Origin of the sequence: Pseudomonas sp. 31 R 17 (assembly GCF_900004915.1) — a bacterium.
In the GTDB taxonomy this organism is placed as follows: Bacteria; Pseudomonadota; Gammaproteobacteria; order Pseudomonadales; family Pseudomonadaceae; genus Aquipseudomonas; species Aquipseudomonas orientalis_A.
Genome location: NZ_CVTN01000085.1, coordinates 52,593 through 72,291, shown reverse-complemented (window position 1 = coordinate 72,291; position 19,699 = coordinate 52,593). Strand labels below are relative to the sequence as shown.

Annotated in this window: 21 protein-coding genes; 12 read left to right on the top strand and 9 right to left on the bottom strand. The window is 61.3% G+C overall.

Features of this window, described 5'->3' with window-relative positions:
• Positions 1 to 254 precede the first annotated feature (254 nt).
• Entirely contained in the window at positions 255 to 1,142 is an 888-nt protein-coding gene (gene rhtA / locus BFP89_RS25645) for a threonine/homoserine exporter RhtA (RefSeq protein WP_065888243.1), read from the top strand.
• A gap of 167 nt (positions 1,143 to 1,309) precedes the next feature.
• Positions 1,310 to 1,591, top strand: coding sequence for a hypothetical protein (locus BFP89_RS25640; protein WP_065888242.1), 282 nt, complete (start codon positions 1,310 to 1,312; stop codon positions 1,589 to 1,591).
• 116 nt (positions 1,592 to 1,707) lie between these two features.
• Here the strand turns inward: BFP89_RS25640 and BFP89_RS25635 are convergent, their stop codons facing one another.
• The 3 genes from BFP89_RS25635 to BFP89_RS25625 form a co-directional block, all read right to left on the bottom strand.
• Positions 1,708 to 3,516 (bottom strand): aminopeptidase P family protein, encoded by a 1,809-nt coding sequence (locus tag BFP89_RS25635; protein WP_065888241.1) that lies wholly within the window; start codon positions 3,514 to 3,516, stop codon positions 1,708 to 1,710.
• Between the two features lie 49 nt (positions 3,517 to 3,565).
• On the bottom strand, positions 3,566 to 4,726 hold the full coding sequence (locus BFP89_RS25630; protein ID WP_065888240.1) for a cysteine desulfurase family protein: 1,161 nt from the start codon (positions 4,724 to 4,726) through the stop codon (positions 3,566 to 3,568).
• 232 nt (positions 4,727 to 4,958) lie between these two features.
• Positions 4,959 to 5,228 (bottom strand): hypothetical protein, encoded by a 270-nt coding sequence (locus tag BFP89_RS25625; RefSeq protein ID WP_065888239.1) that lies wholly within the window; start codon positions 5,226 to 5,228, stop codon positions 4,959 to 4,961.
• 266 nt (positions 5,229 to 5,494) lie between these two features.
• Here BFP89_RS25625 and BFP89_RS25620 point away from each other — a divergent pair, with 266 nt between their 5' ends.
• Positions 5,495 to 6,598, top strand: coding sequence for a sigma-54 interaction domain-containing protein (locus BFP89_RS25620; RefSeq protein WP_065888238.1), 1,104 nt, complete (start codon positions 5,495 to 5,497; stop codon positions 6,596 to 6,598).
• On the opposite strand, the gene BFP89_RS25615 is transcribed toward BFP89_RS25620, so the two are convergent.
• Positions 6,587 to 6,952 carry an antibiotic biosynthesis monooxygenase gene (locus BFP89_RS25615; protein WP_065888245.1) on the bottom strand — a complete coding sequence of 122 codons (366 nt, stop codon included), beginning with the start codon at positions 6,950 to 6,952 and terminating at the stop codon, positions 6,587 to 6,589. The genes BFP89_RS25620 and BFP89_RS25615 overlap by 12 nt on opposite strands.
• Positions 6,953 to 7,051: 99 nt before the next feature.
• Here BFP89_RS25615 and soxR point away from each other — a divergent pair, with 99 nt between their 5' ends.
• Positions 7,052 to 7,501: a redox-sensitive transcriptional activator SoxR gene (gene soxR / locus BFP89_RS25610; protein WP_065888237.1), complete on the top strand. Its 450-nt coding sequence runs from the start codon at positions 7,052 to 7,054 to the stop codon at positions 7,499 to 7,501.
• 46 nt (positions 7,502 to 7,547) lie between these two features.
• On the opposite strand, the gene BFP89_RS25605 is transcribed toward soxR, so the two are convergent.
• From BFP89_RS25605 to BFP89_RS25590, 4 genes are read right to left on the bottom strand one after another with little or no spacing between them, the layout of a single operon-like run.
• Entirely contained in the window at positions 7,548 to 8,795 is a 1,248-nt protein-coding gene (locus BFP89_RS25605; protein WP_065888236.1) for an MFS transporter, read from the bottom strand.
• A complete protein-coding gene (locus BFP89_RS25600; protein ID WP_065888235.1) occupies positions 8,792 to 9,517 on the bottom strand; it encodes a 2OG-Fe dioxygenase family protein in 726 nt (241 codons plus the stop codon). Before BFP89_RS25600 ends, BFP89_RS25605 begins: the two co-directional genes overlap by 4 nt.
• 4 nt (positions 9,518 to 9,521) lie before the next feature.
• Positions 9,522 to 10,889 carry an ATP-grasp domain-containing protein gene (locus BFP89_RS25595; RefSeq protein WP_065888234.1) on the bottom strand — a complete coding sequence of 456 codons (1,368 nt, stop codon included), beginning with the start codon at positions 10,887 to 10,889 and terminating at the stop codon, positions 9,522 to 9,524.
• A 30-nt stretch (positions 10,890 to 10,919) separates the two neighbouring features.
• Positions 10,920 to 12,074 carry a KamA family radical SAM protein gene (locus BFP89_RS25590; RefSeq protein ID WP_065888233.1) on the bottom strand — a complete coding sequence of 385 codons (1,155 nt, stop codon included), beginning with the start codon at positions 12,072 to 12,074 and terminating at the stop codon, positions 10,920 to 10,922.
• A 659-nt stretch (positions 12,075 to 12,733) separates the two neighbouring features.
• On the opposite strand from BFP89_RS25590, the gene BFP89_RS25585 reads away from it, so the two are divergent.
• The 8 genes from BFP89_RS25585 to BFP89_RS25550 are packed head-to-tail and all read left to right on the top strand — an operon-like array spanning position 12,734 to position 18,890.
• Positions 12,734 to 13,933, top strand: a complete 1,200-nt coding sequence (locus BFP89_RS25585; protein ID WP_065888232.1) for a PepSY-associated TM helix domain-containing protein — start codon at positions 12,734 to 12,736, stop codon at positions 13,931 to 13,933.
• Positions 13,933 to 14,469: a thiamine pyrophosphate-binding protein gene (locus tag BFP89_RS25580; protein WP_065888231.1), complete on the top strand. Its 537-nt coding sequence runs from the start codon at positions 13,933 to 13,935 to the stop codon at positions 14,467 to 14,469. The genes BFP89_RS25585 and BFP89_RS25580 overlap by 1 nt, the downstream gene beginning before the upstream one ends.
• On the top strand, positions 14,466 to 14,792 hold the full coding sequence (locus tag BFP89_RS25575; protein ID WP_065888230.1) for a hypothetical protein: 327 nt from the start codon (positions 14,466 to 14,468) through the stop codon (positions 14,790 to 14,792). The genes BFP89_RS25580 and BFP89_RS25575 overlap by 4 nt, the downstream gene beginning before the upstream one ends.
• A complete protein-coding gene (locus BFP89_RS25570; protein WP_065888229.1) occupies positions 14,789 to 15,349 on the top strand; it encodes a DUF6162 family protein in 561 nt (186 codons plus the stop codon). The genes BFP89_RS25575 and BFP89_RS25570 overlap by 4 nt, the downstream gene beginning before the upstream one ends.
• 19 nt (positions 15,350 to 15,368) lie before the next feature.
• Positions 15,369 to 16,289 carry a metal ABC transporter substrate-binding protein gene (locus tag BFP89_RS25565; RefSeq protein ID WP_065888228.1) on the top strand — a complete coding sequence of 307 codons (921 nt, stop codon included), beginning with the start codon at positions 15,369 to 15,371 and terminating at the stop codon, positions 16,287 to 16,289.
• Positions 16,286 to 17,032 carry a metal ABC transporter ATP-binding protein gene (locus BFP89_RS25560; RefSeq protein ID WP_065888227.1) on the top strand — a complete coding sequence of 249 codons (747 nt, stop codon included), beginning with the start codon at positions 16,286 to 16,288 and terminating at the stop codon, positions 17,030 to 17,032. The genes BFP89_RS25565 and BFP89_RS25560 overlap by 4 nt, the downstream gene beginning before the upstream one ends.
• On the top strand, positions 17,029 to 17,928 hold the full coding sequence (locus BFP89_RS25555) for a metal ABC transporter permease (RefSeq protein ID WP_065888226.1): 900 nt from the start codon (positions 17,029 to 17,031) through the stop codon (positions 17,926 to 17,928). Before BFP89_RS25560 ends, BFP89_RS25555 begins: the two co-directional genes overlap by 4 nt.
• Positions 17,928 to 18,890: a metal ABC transporter solute-binding protein, Zn/Mn family gene (locus BFP89_RS25550; RefSeq protein ID WP_065888225.1), complete on the top strand. Its 963-nt coding sequence runs from the start codon at positions 17,928 to 17,930 to the stop codon at positions 18,888 to 18,890. The genes BFP89_RS25555 and BFP89_RS25550 overlap by 1 nt, the downstream gene beginning before the upstream one ends.
• On the opposite strand, the gene BFP89_RS25545 is transcribed toward BFP89_RS25550, so the two are convergent.
• The gene (locus BFP89_RS25545; protein WP_065888224.1) at positions 18,871 to 19,596 is read right to left on the bottom strand and encodes a UTRA domain-containing protein; all 726 of its coding nucleotides are present in this window, start codon (positions 19,594 to 19,596) and stop codon (positions 18,871 to 18,873) included. The genes BFP89_RS25550 and BFP89_RS25545 overlap by 20 nt on opposite strands.
• Positions 19,597 to 19,699: the final 103 nt, after the last annotated feature.

The following is a 19,699-nucleotide window of genomic DNA, read 5'->3' as shown; positions in this document are numbered from 1 at the left end:
TGAACTGAAGCGACCTGCTGCCGAAAACTGCTTAACTCATTGTTTACCAAGGAGTTTTCCGTTTCGACTGCGCCGGAAGTGGGGCGAATTATAGACAGATAAAATTCTACGTCAATCGTTAATGTGAACTTTCTATCAATCCCGCTTGAAACCCCTTAACGCTTGCTAGACTGAGCAATATATTGCGCAGTTCGTGACAGTTAAGCATCATAATCCCTCTGCCCTTCTATATATGACTTCGGACAACACCTTTAATGACCACCCCACCCCGCAGCCCGGCCTCCGTACTCTTCCCCGTTGGCCTGCTGTTGATCGCGATGGCATCCATCCAGTCCGGCGCTTCGCTGGCCAAAAGCATGTTCCCGATTATTGGTGCGCAAGGAACCACGACCCTGCGCCTGATCTTCGCCAGCGTGATCATGCTGCTTCTATTGCGCCCATGGCGCGCCACGCTGACGGCCAGGTCCCTGCGCACGGTCGTGGTCTACGGGATGGCGCTGGGCGGCATGAACTTTCTCTTCTATATGTCGCTGCGCACCGTCCCCCTGGGTATTGCGGTTGCCCTGGAGTTCACGGGCCCGCTCGCCGTCGCCATCTATGCATCGCGCCGGGCAGTGGACTTTTTGTGGGTCGCGCTCGCGGTCATCGGTCTGCTCCTGTTGATTCCGATGGGCGAAGCCAGCAGTGGCATTGACGTGGTGGGTGCCGCGTATGCACTCGGCGCCGGCGTTTGCTGGGGGCTCTATATTCTGTTCGGCCAGAAGGCGGGGAACGATAACGGGGTGCAGACCGCCGCGCTCGGCGTAATGATCGCGGCTCTGTTCGTCGCGCCCATCGGCATCGTGCACGCCGGCACCGCGTTGCTGAGCCCCGCGCTGATTCCTGTGGCCATCGGCGTGGCTATCTTGTCCACGGCCCTGCCCTACACATTGGAAATGGTTGCGCTAACCCGCCTGCCCGCTCGCACTTTCGGTACCTTGATGAGTATCGAGCCGGCGTTTGGCGCCCTCTCCGGCCTGTTCTTCCTGCATGAGCAACTGACGCTCGCGCAATGGCTGGCCATCACCTGCATTATCCTGGCCTCCGTCGGTGCCACGCTGACAATGCGCAACGAATCCAAACCGCTGGTAGCCGCCGACTGACGCTCTTTGCAGGCAGCTCTGGTATTTAACGCTCATTTAGGCCATGTTTAGGCTGGTAAACGATGTCTTTCATGGAGAAGTTCGACACGGACAGCATGAACGCTACGCTCGAGAGCGAGTAAAGGCCGGCTTCGATCCTTTTGCGAAGCGGCTATTTAAGGATTGGAATGAATCGAATTTTGATACTGTTGCTGGTCGTAGGCATTGCTGGGTGTGCCGCGACCACAAAAACAGAAGTGAAACGGGGCAAGAAAGGACTGCACATCAACTGTTCGGGCCTGTCCTCCTCATGGGACCAGTGCTACACCAGCGCAGCCAATTCATGCGGTGCCAAGGGATATCGGGTTATCGCCAAATCCGGCGAGAACTCCGAGGAGCCAGGGGATTATCCGTTCGGCCTCAACCCTGCCGGCTATACCAGTCGCAGCATGATCGTCATTTGCAAATAGATACCTGAGCGACGCACAACAAGAGCGTCGCATGGGTAGTCAGCGCCGGTGATGCGACGCGGTATTCGGCCTGGACCTTCAGGACTTCGTACTCGAAGCCCCGAGCCAGTCCTGAATCAGATAGCCGCTGTACGCACCTGCAACCACTCGAGTGCATCGCCACTGAGCAACGGGCTCAGACGCTCGCGTACCTGGGCATGATAAGCGTTGAACCACTCGCGCTCATCAGCGCTGAGCAAGGACGGCTCCAGGCAACGGGTGTCGATCGGGCACAACGTCAGCGTTTCGAACTTGAGGAATTCACCAAACTCGGTCGTCCCCGCTTCGCGGTTCAACACCAGGTTCTCGATCCGCACGCCCCAACGCCCAGGGCGGTAGGTACCCGGCTCGATCGACGTAATCATGCCCGGCTGCATCGCCGTCTGCGGTGCGGCCAGCGCCTGGTAGGCGATCACTTGCGGGCCTTCGTGCACGTTGAGGAAATACCCTACACCGTGCCCGGTACCATGACCGTAATCCACGCCTTCGGCCCAGATCGGCGCACGCGCGATGGCATCGAGCAGCGGCGACAGGATGCCTTTGGGGAAATGAGCACGGGACAACGCAATCACACCCTTGAGCACGCGCGTGCAATCGCGCTTCTGCTCATCACTCGGCGTACCGATGGGCACCATGCGCGTGATATCCGTCGTGCCACCCAGGTACTGGCCGCCCGAGTCGATCAGCAACAAGCCATCGCCTTCGATCACCGCATGCTCTTCTGGCGTGGCGTGGTAGTGCGGCATCGCGCCGTTGGCGTTGAAGGCCGCGATGGTGTTGAAACTCAGCGATACATAACCCGGACGACGGGTACGCGCCGCCGTCAGATGCTCATCGATGGTCAATTCGGTAATGCGCTCGCGCCCCAGGGCCTTTTCCAGCCAGGCGAAAAATTCGCACAAGGCTGCGCCATCCTGCTCCATGGCCTGACGGATATGTTCGGCATCAGCCAGGCTTTTACGCGACTTGGCCAGGGTGGTTGGGTTCAAGCCTTCCACCCGCTTCACACCGGCGTCGAGATGTTCCAGTAGACCGGCCGTGACGCGTGCCGGATCAATTTGCAGGCTTGCCCCTGCCGGTACAGCTCGCAGCGCGTCGGCCACGTCACTGTAATCGCGTACGGTCACGCCATCACGCTCGAGTGCCGACCGCAGCTCGGCATCAACTTTGCTCAGCGCCACGAACAGAGTGGCCTGCTGCTGATTGATCAAGGCGAAAGACACAAATACCGGGTTGAACGAGACATCGCCGCCGCGCAGGTTGAACAACCAGGCGATGTCATCCAGTGTCGCGATGAAATGCCAGTCAGCACCGTTGTCTTTCAGGCTGGCGCGCAGGGCTGCGAGTTTGTCGCCACGGCTAAGGGTCGCTTGCGGGGGCAGATGCTGATAGATCGGCTGGTTCGGCAGCGCCGGGCGGTCGTGCCAGACTTCATTGAGCAGGTCGACGTCGGTACGCAAGCGCGCGCCACGCTCAGCCAGCTTGCCACCCAGGGTCCGTGCCGACGCCACGGCCATTACCGCGCCATCCACGGCCACCACGCCGCCTTCCGGGGTCTGTTCAGCCAACCACTCCAGGGGGCCAGGTTGGCCCGGTTGCAGTTTTACCAGTTCGATGCCACTGCCTTTGAGTTCCTTGGTCGCCTGTTCCCAGTAGCGGCTGTCGGCCCACACACCGGCAAAATCGGCGGTGACGATCAGCGTTCCCACCGAACCATGGAATCCCGACAACCATTGGCGGCCCTGCCAGTATCCCGGCAGGTACTCGGACAAATGCGGATCCGCGGACGGCACCAACAGGGCGTGAATGCCCTCCCGGCGCATCAGCTCACGGGTCTGCGCCAGGCGCTGGGGAACCGTTCCAGAGGTCAAAGGCTGCGTACTCATTGTGTCTCCTGCTAACCACTAATAATTGTTATGGAACTGCGGACAAGTTTCAGACTGCCCAGAACGCCGGTGCGCTGGCCAGGGCCGACTTGATCAGTTGTGCCGCTTCGTCGATATCCCGCTCGGTGGTAAAGCGGCCGAGACTCAAGCGAATGGTACGGCCGGCGCTGCGCGCGTCATGCCCCAGGGCCAGAAGCACATGGGACGGCGCGTTGCTCGCCGAATTGCACGCTGAAGTCGCCGAAAAGGCAATGCCGGCGCTCAGCGCACTGGGGTTGAATTCGCCTTCGCTGAACGTAAGGCTCAGGGTATGAGGGATTCGCTGGGTGGGGCTGCCGTTGAGGCGCACGCCCGCAATCGACCCCAACTGATCCAGCAGACGCTGACGCAAGGCCACGATTTGTGCCTTCTCCTCGGCAAAAGACGCCGCCGCCAGGGCGAACGCCGTGCCCATGCCCGCAATCTGGTGAGTCGCCAGGGTACCCGAACGCAAGCCGCCCTCATGACCGCCGCCATGAATCTGCGCCAGTACCTTCTGCTGCGCGCGAGGCCCCACGTACAACGCGCCGATGCCCTTCGGACCGTAAAGCTTGTGGGCCGAAAACGACATCAAGTCCACCGGCCACTGCGCCAGGTCGATGGCGACCTTGCCCGCGCCCTGGGCCGCGTCCACATGGAACAACGCCCCCTGCTCACGCACCCGGGCGCCGATGGCCGGGATATCGTTCAACGTGCCCAGTTCGTTATTGACCAGCATCAGCGACACCAGGAAAGTGTCTTCACGCAGCGCCTCACTGACCGCTTCGACACTGATCAGGCCGTCGGCATCAGGCACCAGGTAGGTCACCGCCACACCGGCATCCTGCAATTGCCGCGCAGTGTCGAGCGTCGCCTTGTGCTCGATCTGGCTGGTGATGATATGCCCGCCGGTTACGCCACGGGCCTGGGCCACACCTTTGATCGCCAGGTTATTGGACTCGGTGGCGCCGGAGGTCCAGACAATTTGCTCGGGCTGGGCGCCGACCAGTTCGGCCACCTGCTGACGCGCCTGCTCGACCGTTTGCCGGGCCGCCTGGCCGAACGCATGGGAGCTGGACGCAGGGTTACCGAAATTGGCATTGAAGCCCAGACACTCAACCATCACCTGGATGACCCGCTCATCCACCGGCGTGGTGGCGGCGTAGTCGAAATACAACGGACGTTTATTCATGGTGTTAAAAACTCGCAGAGCGTGTTCCCGAGAGCAGTGTCGCGGGGGCATCGAACAGAACAGAGGTTGTCAGGTTTAACTGATCGGATGCCGTTAAAGAAGGACCACTTTATGAAAATGTGCGTAGGAACGCTCCTGAAATTCAGCTTAACAGGCTGAAGTCACGCCATGGAAAACAAAAAACCCGAGATTCCTTATGGGAAACCCGGGCTCTTCACCGCGACCGCACCGCTCAACTGGGCCGATCCTTCAGGGCTACGCTGCGCTCGGCATTCATTTCGCCCTGATGATCAAAACCGAACGACTTGAGTGGCTGGCCGGTCAGTGCCGCACGCTGGTGTTGATAGTCATCGAATGACAAACCGCGACGACTCAGCGCTTCCAGCGCCAGTTGCCGGGTTTCCTGGGCGGAGTAGGGGCGCAGCTCCGGGGATGGATGGGTCGCGCATCCGGCGAGGACAGAGGTGACAAGCAACAGCGAAACAGCGAGTGAGCGGATCATGGCGGTGGCCCTGCAAAGGAGGTGTCGAATCAATGAACACAGGCTACTCCCGCCCCCGCACGCTGAAAAATCACCGTCCTCGATAGTCGCTATCAACCGTTGCAGCAGATTCGATAATCACAACCGCTTATTTCTTTATGATCTATAAATATGTAAATCAATTAATTTACGGAATATGAGAATCACTCTATAAACAACGCTGCCCGCCAATGTTGCCGCGCCACGCCAAAGGCAATTCCCGCATTTTATTTCCAAGAGAGGTGTCCATGCAGTTATTAACCCTCCCCCCCTCGCCTGCGCTCGCGACCTCCATTCGTGCCACGGCCCAGGTGTTCGAAGACCCGAAATCCAAGGCCTTGCTCGACCACATCCAGCAAGTGGCGCCCAGCGAAGCCAGCGTGCTGATCATCGGCGAAACCGGCACCGGCAAGGAGCTGGTAGCCCGGCACATCCACAACCTGAGTGCGCGGCGCAACCGGCCATTCGTGGCGGTCAACTGCGGGGCGTTTTCTGAATCCCTTGTCGAAGCCGAGCTGTTCGGCCACGAAAAAGGCGCCTTTACCGGCGCCCTCTGCGCCAAGGCGGGCTGGTTCGAAGAGGCCGATGGCGGCACCTTGTTCCTCGATGAAATCGGCGATTTGCCCCTGCCGATCCAGGTCAAGCTGCTTCGGGTGCTGCAGGAACGTGAAGTGGTACGCCTGGGCTCGCGCAAGAGTATTCCTATCGACGTGCGGGTACTGGCGGCAACCAATGTACAACTGGAAAAAGCCATCAACGCAGGGCATTTCCGCGAAGACCTTTACTACCGTCTCGACGTGGTCAGCCTGGAGCTCAGCCCACTGCGCGAGCGCCCGGGCGATGTCCTGCCGCTGACCCGACACTTTATCGACACCTACAGCCGACGCCTGGGTTATGGCCCGGTCACCATCAGCCGCGAGGCCGAGCACAAACTCAAGAGCTACAGCTGGCCGGGCAATATTCGTGAGCTGGAAAACGTGATCCATCACACGTTGCTGATCTGCCGCAACAGCGTGATCGAACGCGACGATCTGCGCCTGTCGAACCTGCGCATCGAACGCCAGGACGACAGCCAGCAATGCCTCGACAACAGCGCCGAAGCGTTGCTCGCGCGGGCCTTTCAAAAACTGTTCGAGGAACAGGCCGGCGCCCTGCACGAGAAGGTCGAGGACGCGCTGCTACGCGCCGCTTACCGCTTCAGCCACTACAACCAGGTGCACACCGCCAGCCTCCTGGGCTTGAGCCGCAACGTCACGCGCGCGCGGCTGATCAAGATCGGCGAGTTGGCGGTGAACAAGCGCAGGCCGGGGGAAAACCTGCAGGGCGAGCGGATGCTGCATCTATCCATTTAGGCGGCAGTGCAAGGCGTCGTCATGGCTGCGCTCAAAACTGCGCAGCACCTGGAACGAATCAAAGATTACCGCCTTGGCCCGGTGCACGCGGATCAGCGTCCAGAAATCCTCACCGCCCTGCTCGAAGCGCCTGAATGCCGCCTCGCCATCCTCACGGGATTGCCATTGCAGGTAGTTGAGCACCCGCCGCCCGTCATCGCTGACCTGCACGCTCGCACGCAAAAAGCCGTCATGACTCTGCGCCAGTCGCTCGCTTTGCACGGTCAAGGCCGCCACCAGGGCCTCCTGCTGGCGCGGGTCGATGTGAAATTCGATCACCTGTGTGAAGCCGCGACTCTTCTCTGATACCTGCATGAACACTCCCCTTTCTTTGTAGGCAGAATCTTGCGATCCAGTGCCATGCAGGGTAAAACCTCTAGTTAAGTCAAGGTCAAGCGCTGAATCGGGGGTTTTATGCTCAACAAGGAACTCACCGTTGGCCAGTTGGCTGCCCGCAGCGGCGTGGCCGTCACTGCGCTGCATTTCTACGAAACCAAGGGGCTGATCAAAAGCAATCGCAATGCCGGCAACCAGCGGCGCTACCCACGGGATGTGTTGCGGCGGGTGGTGGTGATCAAGATCGCCCAGCGCCTGGGCATTCCGCTGGCAACCATCGGCGAGGCATTACAGGCATTGCCCGATGGCCGAACGCCTACCGCCAAGGATTGGGCACGCCTGTCGGCACGCTGGCGGGAAGATCTGGATGAGCGGATCAATAAACTGTCGATGCTGCGCGACAAGCTCAATGGCTGCATAGGCTGCGGGTGCCTGTCGATGGAGGCGTGCCCGTTGCGCAACCAGGGCGACCAACTTGGTGAGCGCGGACCGGGCGCGCAGTTGCTGGAGCCTACTGCGCAGTCATGAGCTCACGCCCCAGTGGAAGGACGCCGGCGCCCTTCCACAGTGGCGATCAACGGGTGGGCGGTGAACCCGACGCGTCCGGTCGGCCCCGGTAAGCCGCGCACCCCAGCCACACGGTCATCACGCCCAACGCCGTCAGCGGTAGCCCATGGAACAGCACGATCACCTGGGCCGGCGTCCATGTCACGTAGAACGGCCCGACCACCAGCATCCCCACGCCAAAGCCCACCATCTGAATCAGGACCAACAGGCTGAACAGCGGCAGTCGCAAGCTGTCCGGTTCGCTTTGTGCGCGGGAGACCAACGCCACTTCGGACAGCCCGTCGCCCAATCCTGCCCACACCACCAACAGCAGCGCCAGCCACAATTGGGTTTGCTGGAACGTCAGGATAAAGCCGCTGGACATCAGCGCCACACCAAACATGAACAACCGCTCCATACCTGGCATGCCGCGCCCCTTCAACAGCGCACTGGCGATACGCGCCCCGATGAACTTGCCACAGGCCCAGACCGCCAGCAGGTAACCCATCACGGTTTTGGCCGTGTCCGGGGAAATGTACTGGGACAGCACCGGCCAGCCGACGTTATGCGCCGCGCTGCCGAGGGTGTCGAGCATGCTGATCAACAACATTGCGGCCAGCACCGGCGCGCCGCGCAGGCCCCTGGTCAACGCGCGCCACTCCGCCGAAAGGCCGCGATGCGCGGCGACGGTAACGCTGTACAACGCACGCAGTGGCATGACCAGGCAAGCGGCTATCACATAGGTGCCGATATTCACCGCGAATACCGCCTCAAATCCCCCCGCGGCAATCAGCAGCCCCGACAGCAAGCTGCCGAACACCGCGCCGGTTGCGGCCGCCGAGGTGATCCAGGCGTTGGTATCGACCCGCTGTTCAAGGGCAACCCAGGTGGGCAACTGGCTGTTGAGGCCGATGGCGAACAGCGAATTGCACAGGCCGATACCGAAGGCGATAAACGGCAGCAGGCTGAGTTGATGCGCAGGGATCAGCAGCAGCAACGGCGTCAGCAGCAGCGCTCGCGCCAGGTCCAGCCCGGCCAGGGTGCCGCGCCCGGCGAAACGCCGGAAAAACGGGATGCCGAACAGGCTGGCGACAATGCCACCGGTCACGCGGCACGCCAGGAAGATGCTGACGAACACCACGCTTTGGCTGAGCCAGTAGACATAGGTGGACAAGGCCACCATGTTGAGGAAAGCGCCAAAGTCCGACACGCCGCGAGCGAAGATGATCAGCCGCGCGTTGCGGATCGACAGGTACAGCTGTTGATCGTGGCTCATGCAGGCGGCGCCGCTTGATCATCCGGCACGCTGCGCAGGCTGACCAGCAGCATGTCGCGCCAGGCCGGTGTCGACGCTACCTTCGGCCGCACATCGCCGGCGCGGTGGTAGAGCCCTCGGTCATCGATCACGAGGGTTTCCAGGAAGCGCGTCATCGGCAGATTCAACACGCGACTGTGCTCCTCATCACTGGTAAACACCTCCGAGACCACCGGCAATGTGTTGTGCTCGCCGATAAAATGCATGAACACCCAATCCAGACCATCCTGGTGAATCCCCGACGTGGTGGGGCTGCACGCTTGCGCGTCCGCCCGCACACGAAACTGGTGGATATCGATGGTATGACTCTGCTCGCCCAGGTGCGGTGCGATCACCGCCAGGTCGGTGGCCAGCAGCTTGCGCATCAGCGGATGTTCGATAAAACCTTCCTCGCTGTAGCTCAAATGGTTCACCCCCTGGCGATAGTTGACGGCGTAGGTGACCGGCGACTTGAACGCGGTGCTCCTGTCGATCTGCAATTGCCGTGACGGTGAAAAACGATAGCGCAGAATACGCCGCTCGCGATGGGTGTACGCCTTGAATGCCTCGTCGCGCACCAGGTTGGCCCAGTACGCGCGAAAGCTCTGCTCTTCGCCCGCCTCGACACTGACCAACTCGCCAAAGTCAGGCCGATGGCAGTAATGGTGCTCGCGCAAGTGCGCGGAAATTGTCGGGATATCCATATCGCTAGCCTGCCACCGGGTTGTCGATGATGACGCGCAAGTGCTGGCCGACCGCGTCATGCAGTGCGCGCGCATCGGCAGCGTCCGCGACCCTGGCCCAGCACTTGAGCAGATAATGTTCCTCGATATCCGCATCGATCATGTGCCCCGGCTCCTGCTGGGCATACTCGAGCACCGCGACGTTCTGTTCCAGGAACTCCACGCCTTCAATGCCCTGAAACCGACCGCTGTGCTGCGGGTAGATCGCCAGCATCGCGTAATGTTGCCCGGCCTCGGCCACCTTGCGAGCACCCGCTTCCAATTGCGCGTCGATGCCCTGCTCGCCCGTCAGCAACGAAAGATACAGCTGATAGGGATCGATACCGGCCAGATCGCGGAACGCCGCGTTCACATAGAGCCCGCCCACCCGCGGGTTGATCTCGATCACCACAGGGCCCTGCGGGGTCATGCGGAACTCGAAATGCACCACGGCGTTGGTCAGGCCGACCGCCTTCAGACATGCCACGGCGTACGCGCGGATCTGCTCGCACTCGCGGTCGCTGAAGGAGGTCGGAGGGGAAATCAGCAGGTTTTCGAGCACCGTGCCGCTGCGCTCGGTCAGCAACAGTTTTTCGTTGATCAACAGTGGATGCACACGCTCGCCGGCCACCACACACTCCACGCTGCCTTCGATACCGGGGATGTAGCCCTCCAGCAACAGACTGCGCCCGGGAATGTAGGCATGCCGTTGGCCGTCGTCCTCCAGTAGGGTGTGCGCACAGCCATAGAAGTCCGCGTACGCCGCCGTGGCGTGGTCTTTGACAAACAGCGCGTAGTGGCTGCGCAGTTCCGCCCAATTGGCGCATTTCCTGATAAACGCCGAAGCGCCGCCAAACGGCGGTTTGGCGATCAGCGGATAACCGACCCGCTCGGCGTGTTGCTGGAGTTGCTGTTCGTTATTGCACAGCGCAAACGGCACCGAGGCAATGCCGTGATGCTTCAGCACCCTGCGCATCAGGAACTTGTTGTTGCACGCCGCCACCGCCTCGGGGCGGCTATGCACCAGGCCCAGGCGCTGGGAAGCTCGCGCAACGATACAACCGACCTCGCCCAGCGCAGACGGATGGCCGGCCTGGCAGAAAATCCCGCGAATCTGATACTGCCCATCGAGCTGGCCGACCAACGCCAGAATGGCCTGCTCGTTGAGCCCGTCGAGCAGGAACACCGAGTCACTGTCATCCCTGAGCCGTTGAACATGCCTGCGCCCTGCCACGCCCGCCGTCAAGCACACCAGGCCCTGGGCGCGGGCAGCCGCGAAGTGCGGCTCCCGGTAGTTATAACGAACAGACGTACTGTCATCGACATCGATAAAAAGGATGGCGTCCTGTTTCATGTTTTATACCGCCTTAGTCCATCAATTTATTCAGGCATCCTGCCAACTGCACCACTGCCCTTCCCAGTTACGGAATCGGTAATGACGCTGCCCATCGCGAACTTCGAAGTACGGCAAGTCCTCAGGCTTTTCAAAGTCCAGCAGCGGCACCGTAAACTTGCCTTGGGCGTGCGGCAGAACATATTCGGGCAGGGCAATATTGGACACTCGCCGCTTGAGGCGATCCATGATGGCGATGGCCTGGCTGATCGACGCCTTGTATTCAGAGGCACCGGGAGAAAACGGCATGAAGTGATATAAGTAATAAGGCTTCACACCCAAACGATAAAGATCGATAAACAGTTTATGCAGTGTGGCTTCATCATCGTTGACGCCGCGCAACAATGGCATATTGGAAAATACGATCGGCACCACACCCTGAATACGTTTGACCGCCACGGCAAAGTCAGCGCTGAGTTCGAGCGGGTGGCAGACGTGCACGCCAAACGCATTGACCTTGTACTTTTCCAGCATCGCGATCAACTCATCGGTCACGCGAAACGGGTTGAAACTCAAGGCCCGCGAGTGAACGCGGATCAGCAGGTCATCGCTGATCCCGCGCAGCGCGGCCAGGTATTCTTCGAGCTTGCGGTCGGCCAGCATCAGCGGATCGCCGCCGCTGAGAATCACTTCTTCGATGGCCGGATTGGCGCGGATGTACTCCACCGACTCCATGAAGGAATCCCGGCTGGCGTTGGCCTTGTCCGTGCCCACCTGCAAGGTGCGCAGCGCTTCGAAGCAGAACTGGCAATAGGCATTGCAGGTATTGGTGGTGCGCAGGATCACGCGATTGTCGTACTTGTGCTGGCAGATGGGCGTCTTCATTTCATGGCCCAGCTCCCAGTTCTCGGAGGTGCCATCGTAATCACCCTCGACCTGCTCGCTCCAGTACGGCACCACTTGCCGCCACAGCGGGTGGTCCATGACGGTGCCACTGGTGACGGAGCGCCTGATCAGATCAATGTAGTACGGCGTGATCTGCATCTTGCGCCCCAGCAGGTTATGCTCGATGTGCGCAGTCGTTTCCTCGCCCCAGCCACCGCAGGCAGCACGAAGACTCGGTTCATCACGCAGGGCATTCTTCTGCTGCCAACGCCAGTCTTGCCACTGCACCGAGCGGTGAATTTCTTGATCAAAAATCGACATGAGTAGGTACTCTCTGTTAAGGCATATGAACGCGTGCCCTTCCCCGGCGGGAACAGCGATATTCGCAACAATGACAATCGACTTGGGAGGCAGGCGGCGATCAATTGGCCGATGCAATCAGCCACGCAGGAAAGTAACAACAACTTATTATAAGTGGGGTCGGATAAGCGACGGAGACGGTCATTTAATACACTTCCTTTTTTTAAAATTATCTGACTTCCATGCCGACACCTACTAAAGCCGAAGCCTTCGACAGCGTCAATACAATATCCCTGCTTTTTTTCAGGTTTCAACCCACGCCTGCGCCCACCTCCCGCAAACGTAGGTATTCAGCCGTTAAAATGCATTCATTTAAAAAGTAAATAACACCGTCAATAACCCTTTCAGCTTCCCGCGAGATTATTTTTATACTTATATAACTACGTAGTTGCGCGCTTATCACTCTGCCTCGGCGTGCACCCCGTCCGTGGATGCAATCACGCACGATCAGCGCCCATGCGTAAGGCCCGCTGTGCGCCTGAAACATTTTCTTTCATTTCTCGCCTGGGGATTTCTCATTCTCATTCGTCTTAATTTAGATACAGCCCGTCGCGTCAGCAAAAGCTACGACCGGCCTTTTCCGGGCCTCCATCGCCCCTTCCATCAAGACCCTCATCCACATGTCGAAGAAGTCACGCTCAAAACTCTGGTTTCTTGTACACAGCTGGCTGGCGTTGCCCATCTGGTTCTTTGTCCTGATCGTCTGCGTCACCGGCACCCTGGCGGTGGTCAGCCAGGAAATCGTCTGGCTGGCCAACCCGGATATCCGCGCGAGCAAGCCGTCCGATGATGCCCAACCGCTGAGCTTCGACCAAGTGATCGCCGCCATCAAGCGCGACGAGCCTCAGGTCATCGTGCGCTCGATCATCCGTCCCGACGAATCGCACTTCGCGTTGATGGTCGGCCTCAGCTATCCGGACGGGCGTTCGGTCGATGCCTATGCCAACCCCTACACGGGCGCCCTCCAAGGCATCAGCCCGGCCTTCGACTTCCAGCAATTCACCCGCGCCCTGCACGGCTGGTGGCTGGTGCCGTTCACCAATGGCTACAGCTGGGGCTGGTACCTGGTGTCGCTGCTCGGCCTGCCGTTGCTGGCCTCATTGGTTACCGGCCTTGTGGTGTACAAGCGTTTCTGGAAAGGTTTTTTGCGCCCCACCCTGCGCATCCGTCACGGCGCACGGATTTTCTGGGGCGACTTCCACCGCCTGAGCGGTATCTGGTCGATCTGGTTCATCGCCGTCATCTCCATCACCGGCACCTGGTTCCTGATCCAGGCGATCCTGGGTGACAACCAGATCTCCATTTCCAGCGAGCCTATCGTGCCGGTGATTGCCCGGGAAAAGGTGCCGCTGTCCGCACCCGGCGTGCCGGCCCCGATGATTGCCCTGGACGACGCGATCAAGATCGCCACCCAGCGCATCCCCGGGCTGGAAGCCACCTTTGCCTTCCTGCCGCTCAATGCCTACAGCCACCTGCAGATAGGCGGGCGCGGCTGGTACCCGCTGATGTTCCAGACCGCGCAACTGAACCCCTACAGCGGTGAAATCGCCGTGTCGCACCTGCTGTCCGACCGCACCGCGCTGGAGTTCGTCACCGAGTCCATGCGCCCGCTGCACACCGGTGACTTTGGCGGACTGTGGATCAAGCTGATCTGGGCCTTCTTCGGCCTGGTGCTGAGCATGATGGTCTTGAGCGGCTTGCTGATCTGGACCAAGCGCACCGCCCTGGCCACCCTCAACGCCTTCAAACGCGAGGCCAAGACCCAGCGTCAGGCTGTGCCCGCCCCGGCCTTGCAGGCTGAAACCTCGGAGACTCACTGATGAGCAGAGTCACGGCCAAACCCTCTTCACCCCTGCGGGCCTGGTGGCTGAAGTGGCGTTTCCATATAAACATTCTGCTGTTGCTGGTGCCGCTGGGCTTCATGCCCAAGTATTTTGCCGATGCCGCCCTGTTTCGCGGGGATGCCGGCATTGGCGAGCGGGTCGCCGGGGACATTCAAGTCGGCCCCTGGAGCCTGACCCTCGCCGAGTTTCGCAACGAAGGCCCGCGCCCCGACCCGGCCGGCCCGATGAAAGCCTTTAACGCCGCCCTGTGCGCCACCTGTGCCGAGCAGGTCAAGGCCACCTACCTGCGCATCGGCAAGCCCCGCAGCCTGCGGGCCGCCGGGGTGATCTTCTTCGGTACGCCGTACCGCATGGGCGCCATCGTGCCGGTGCCGGAACGCACGCCGATCGATGCCGAGCTGTGGGTCACCATGGAAGGCTGGGACGGCACCATGCACCAGGGTTCCATCCCGCTGAGCCAGGCCTCGCCTGCCACCATTGCCTGGTTGAACAAGCAAGGAGTCAAACCATGATATTCAAACACCTGACTGCCGGTTGCGTACTGTTGCTCAGTACCGGCCTCAGTCAACTTGCCCTCGCTCACAACCCGATGTGCGAGTGCAAGGAAATCCCCGGCGAGCAGATCCAGTGCAAGGGCGGGTTCTCCGACGGCAGCGGCGCTCCGGGCGTGACCCTGGATGTGATCGGCTACGACGAGACCATCCTGGTACCGGGCAAGCTCGGTGAGGATTCGACCCTGACCTTCAAGAAACCCACGGCCGAATTCTATGTACTGTTCGATGCCGGTCCCGGTCACGTGGTGGAAATCGACCAAGCGGATATCCAGGCGCAATGAGTACCGTACAGGTAGTGCGCCCGGCCGGCGCGGGGCATGAAACCCTCTATGTGCTGTTGCTGTGCCTGATCATCCTGGCGGTGGCGGGAACGGTGGTGGCCTTGCACGGTGAAACCCAAGAGGTCGCAGCTGTGCCCAGTCATCAGCTGGATGCTCGGCGCGACCTGAGCGCCGCCGAACAGGGCATCTACGCCGACCTGCGGGTGACCCTGGATGAAATCCACTTGCTGCAGCAAGAGCAGAACGCCCTGCCTACGCCGGACCAATTGGCGCAAGAAGGCTTTGCCCCGTTCGCCCAGGACGCCAGTTCCGTCAGCCGTGGCGATCATCGCTGGCAACTGCTCGCGCCCTCGACCTACCTGGGCTTGAGCCAGGCCACCGACACCAGTGGCTCGTTGCTGATGCGTGTGCAAGGCGCCGAGCCGGATATCTGGCTCAACCGTGGCAAACACCTGGCCGTCCCCTCCGACCTCACTGACCAGGCGCTGATCGCTGCCGGCTGGCAGCAGGTGGTCGCGCAATTCGATGCCGGCGTGACCCGCCAGCACCGCCACTGAACGAGAAGACCGAGTGCCCATGTCCATTTCATCTCCCCTGTTGCGCCTGTTGCTGGTTGGCCTGTTCAGCCTGATCCTTGCTCCCCTGGCGAATGCCGAAGCGAGCAAACGCCTGCGCATCGGCATCACCTTGCATCCTTACTACAGCTACGTGGCCAACATCGTCGGCGACAAGGCCGAAGTGGTGCCGCTGATTCCGGCGGGCTTCAACCCCCATGCCTACGAGCCGCGCGCCGAAGACATCAAGCGCATCGGCACCCTGGACGTGATCGTGCTCAATGGCGTGGGGCATGACGACTTCGCCGATCGCATGATCGCCACCAGCGAGCGCCCGGATATCCCGGTGATCGAAGCCAACGCCAATGTGCCGCTGCTGGCCGCCACCGGCAATGCCGCACGCGGTGCGGGCAAGGTGGTCAACCCGCACACGTTCCTGTCGATCAGCGCGTCGATTGCCCAGGTCAATAACATCGCCCGCGAGCTGGGCAAGCTCGACCCGGACAACGCCAAGGCCTACACCCAGAACGCCCGCGCCTACGGCAAGCGTCTGCGCCAGATGCGCGCCGACGCCCTGGCCAAGCTGACCAGCGCACCCAACCCGGACCTGCGCGTAGCCACGGTGCACGCGGCCTACGACTACCTGCTGCGCGAGTTCGGCCTGGAAGTCACCGCCGTGGTCGAACCGGCCCACGGCATCGAGCCGAGCCCCAGCCAGCTGAAGAAAACCATCGATGAACTGCGCGCCCTGGACGTGAAAGTGATCTTCTCGGAAATGGATTTCCCGTCCACCTATGTCGATACGATCCAGCGTGAATCCGGGGTCAAGCTGTATCCGCTGTCACATATTTCCTACGGCGAATACAGCGCCCAGAAGTACGAAGTGGAAATGACCGGCAACCTCAATACCGTGGTCCGGGCGATCCAGGAGTCGGGAACATGACGGCGGCAGAACACCTGAACATTGCAAGCAACGGCCCGACGCTGGACTTCGACAACGTCGCGCTGACCCTGGGCCGTACCGTGATTCTCGATGGCGTGAGTTTCCAGGTTCAGCCCGGCAGCATCCACGCGCTGGTCGGCCCGAACGGCGGCGGCAAGAGTTCACTGATCAAGACCCTGTTGGGACAAACGCCCCATCAGGGCCGATTGAGTCTGGAATGGCCGACCACGCCCGGCACCATCGGCTACGTGCCCCAGGCCCTGGAGTTCGACCGGGGGTTGCCGATGACGGTGGATGATTTCATGGCTGCCATGTGCCAGCGGCGGCCGGCGTTTCTTGGCCTGTCCCGGCACTACGCCGGTGCGATTGGCGAGGCGCTGGAACGGGTCGGCATGCAGGACAAGCGCAAGCGGCGCATGGGCGCGCTGTCCGGTGGCGAGCGCCAGCGCGTGCTGCTGGCCCAGGGCCTGATACCTGCGCCGCAATTGCTGGTGCTGGATGAGCCGATGTCGGCGCTGGACGAAGCCGGTATCCAGGTGTTCGAACGCTTGCTCAGGGACTGGCGACTGGCCGGGATCACCGTGCTGTGGGTCGAGCATGACCTGGAAGCCGTTGGCCGTCTGGCCGACCGTGTCACCGGCCTGAACCGCCGCGTGCTGTTCGACGCCACGCCCCGGGAAGCGCTGACCCCGGATCGCCTGCTGACCTTGTTTTCCACTCACCCTCGGAGCCCGGCGCAATGAGTTATGAAGCGTTTCGCCTGATGGTCCAGGGCTGGGCCTCTTCCGGCTACTTGCCGGAGGCGCTGGCCTATGGTTTTGTGGTCAACGCGCTGCTCGCCGGTTTGCTGATCGGCCCGGTACTGGGCGGACTGGGCACGCTGGTGGTGGTCAAGCGCTTTGCGTTTTTCTCCGAAGCGGTCGGCCATGCCGCCCTGACCGGCGTGGCCGTGGGCATCCTGCTCGGTGAACCCTACACCGGGCCCTACGGCAGCCTGTTCGGCTACTGCCTGCTGTTCGGCATCCTGCTCAATTACCTGCGCAACCGTACCGGCCTGGCGCCGGATACGCTGATCGGCGTGTTCCTGTCGGTGTCCCTGGCGTTGGGCGCCAGCCTGCTGTTGACCCTGGCCGGCAAGATCAATGTGCACATCCTGGAAAACGTGCTGTTTGGCTCGGTGCTGACGGTCAACGGCAACGACTTGCTGGTGCTGGCGGTGGTCGGTGCGCTGGTGATGGCCCTGGCGCTGCCGCTGTACAACCGCATCATGCTCGCCAGCTTCAACCCGCAACTGGCGGCAGTGCGCGGCGTGGCAGTGAAGACCCTGGACTATCTGTTCGTGATTCTGGTGACGCTGATCACCGTCGCGGCGGTCAAGGTGATCGGCGCGATCCTGGTCGGTGCCCTGCTGGTGATTCCGGCGGCGGCGGCGCGGCTGTTGAGTCAGTCGCTCAAGGACTTCTTCTGGGTTTCGGTGGCCATCGCTACCGTCAGTACCCTGTGCGGCATCCTGCTGCCGATCATCTTCGACCTGCCTGTACCGTCCGGCGCCGCGATCATTCTGGTTGCCGGCATCGCCTTCGCCTTCGCCGCCATCGCGCGCGGCACAGTGCCCAGCCTCAAAGGGAATCTTGGATAATGCGCCCTGTCTTTCGCCCACTGGCCCTGACCATCGCCTGCTTGCTCAGCACCTCGGCGCTCGCCGTCGTGGATGGTTTTCAAACCAGGGACTTCGTTGCCAACCATGGCCTTGGCCATGCCGCGCTGACCAAGACCAAATCGGTAAAACCGGTCAAGGTGCTGGCGTCGTTGCCGATCACCTACGGCCTTGCTGAAGTGCTGCTCAAAGGCTGCGACGTGCAGCTCGAACGCGCGGCACCCGCCAATTTGCCCGGTTCGCGGCAAGTGTCCTACTTCACCGGGCGCGGTGCGTCGGCGCTGAGCCAACTGGCCCAGGATGCCGATGCCGCCATCGGCCTGCGCTCGCTGTGGGCCGATGACCCGCTCTACCCCGTGGCGCGGCGCAGCAACATCCGTATTGTCGAAGTCGACGCTGCGCACCCGGTGGACGGCGGTTTGCCGGGCATCGCCGTGCAGCCGGGCGTCAGCGATGGCTTGAACAGCCAACCCTGGCAGTCGAGCAACAACATGGGGCGCATGGCCGATGTACTGGCGGCCGACCTGAGCCGCCTGGCGCCGGGCGCCAAAGCGCAGATCGACGCTAACCTGGCCGCGCTCAAGCAGCGCCTGCTCAAGCTCACCGCCGACAGCGAGGCACGCCTGGCCAGGGCCGATAATTTAAGCGTGGTCAGCTTGAGCGATCACTTTGCCTATTTGATCAGCAGCTTGAATCTGGAACTGCTCAGCACCGATGCGCGGCCGGATGCGGACTGGACGCCTGAAGCGCTGCAAAAACTCAGTGCGCAGTTGAAGGACAATGACGTGGCGCTGGTGCTGCACCACCGCCAGCCGAGTGAGGCGGTGAAAGCGGCTGTCAGTGCCGGCGGCGCCAACCTGCTGGTGTTGAACGTAGACGGTGCCGATCCTGTGACAGAGCTGGAAACCAATGTGGATCAGGTGATCAAGACGCTGATGCCTTAACGTCCACCCCCACATGAATCGCGTCATGGCGCCAGAACTCCAGGTCGCAATCGATCAAGCGCTGGTGCTGGTCATAGTTGACCCGGGCGATCCGCAAGCCCGGGCTGCCCACCGATACGCGCAACGCAGCGGCGGCTTCCACCGGCAATGAGGTCGGCACGATCTCGAAACGCACCCGCCCATAGTGCAAGTCGTACTTGCGCGCATAGAGTTCGGTCATCGACTGATTCAAATCGCACGCCAGGATGTCCGGGAAATAGTGGGGGTTCAGGTAGTGCTCCACGTACAGCACCAGACGCCCGTCGATCCTGCGCGCCCGGCAAATCTGGATCACGCTGGACAACGCCGGCAGCCGCAGCCACGCACACACCGCCGCCGACGCCGGTTGCAGGCGCGCCGAAATAACCTCAGTGGAGGCCACACGCCCCTGGTCGCTGACCATCGCGTGAAAGTGGCTGCGTTGCATCAGGTTATAGGCCAGCCGGGGTGGCGAGACGAACCAGCCCCTGCGCTCCTCGCGATAGATCTGCCCTTGGGCCTCCAACTGTAACAAGGCTTCGCGCACGGTAATCCGGGTGGTACCAAACAACTCGCTGAGCTTGCGTTCGGCGGGCAGCTTGCTGGCAGGCGGCAACAGGCCATGATCGATCTGCTCTTGCAGCGCCAGGCCGATGGAGGTTACCGCCTTGATTGCCTCGTCACGCATCAACGTTACCTATCTGGACTAGACCAGCACCGTTCAGGTGCATAAAACGCGCTCTTCATGGGCTCGTGCTGCTGCATGCCAGCCTAGGCATTGCAGATGACCG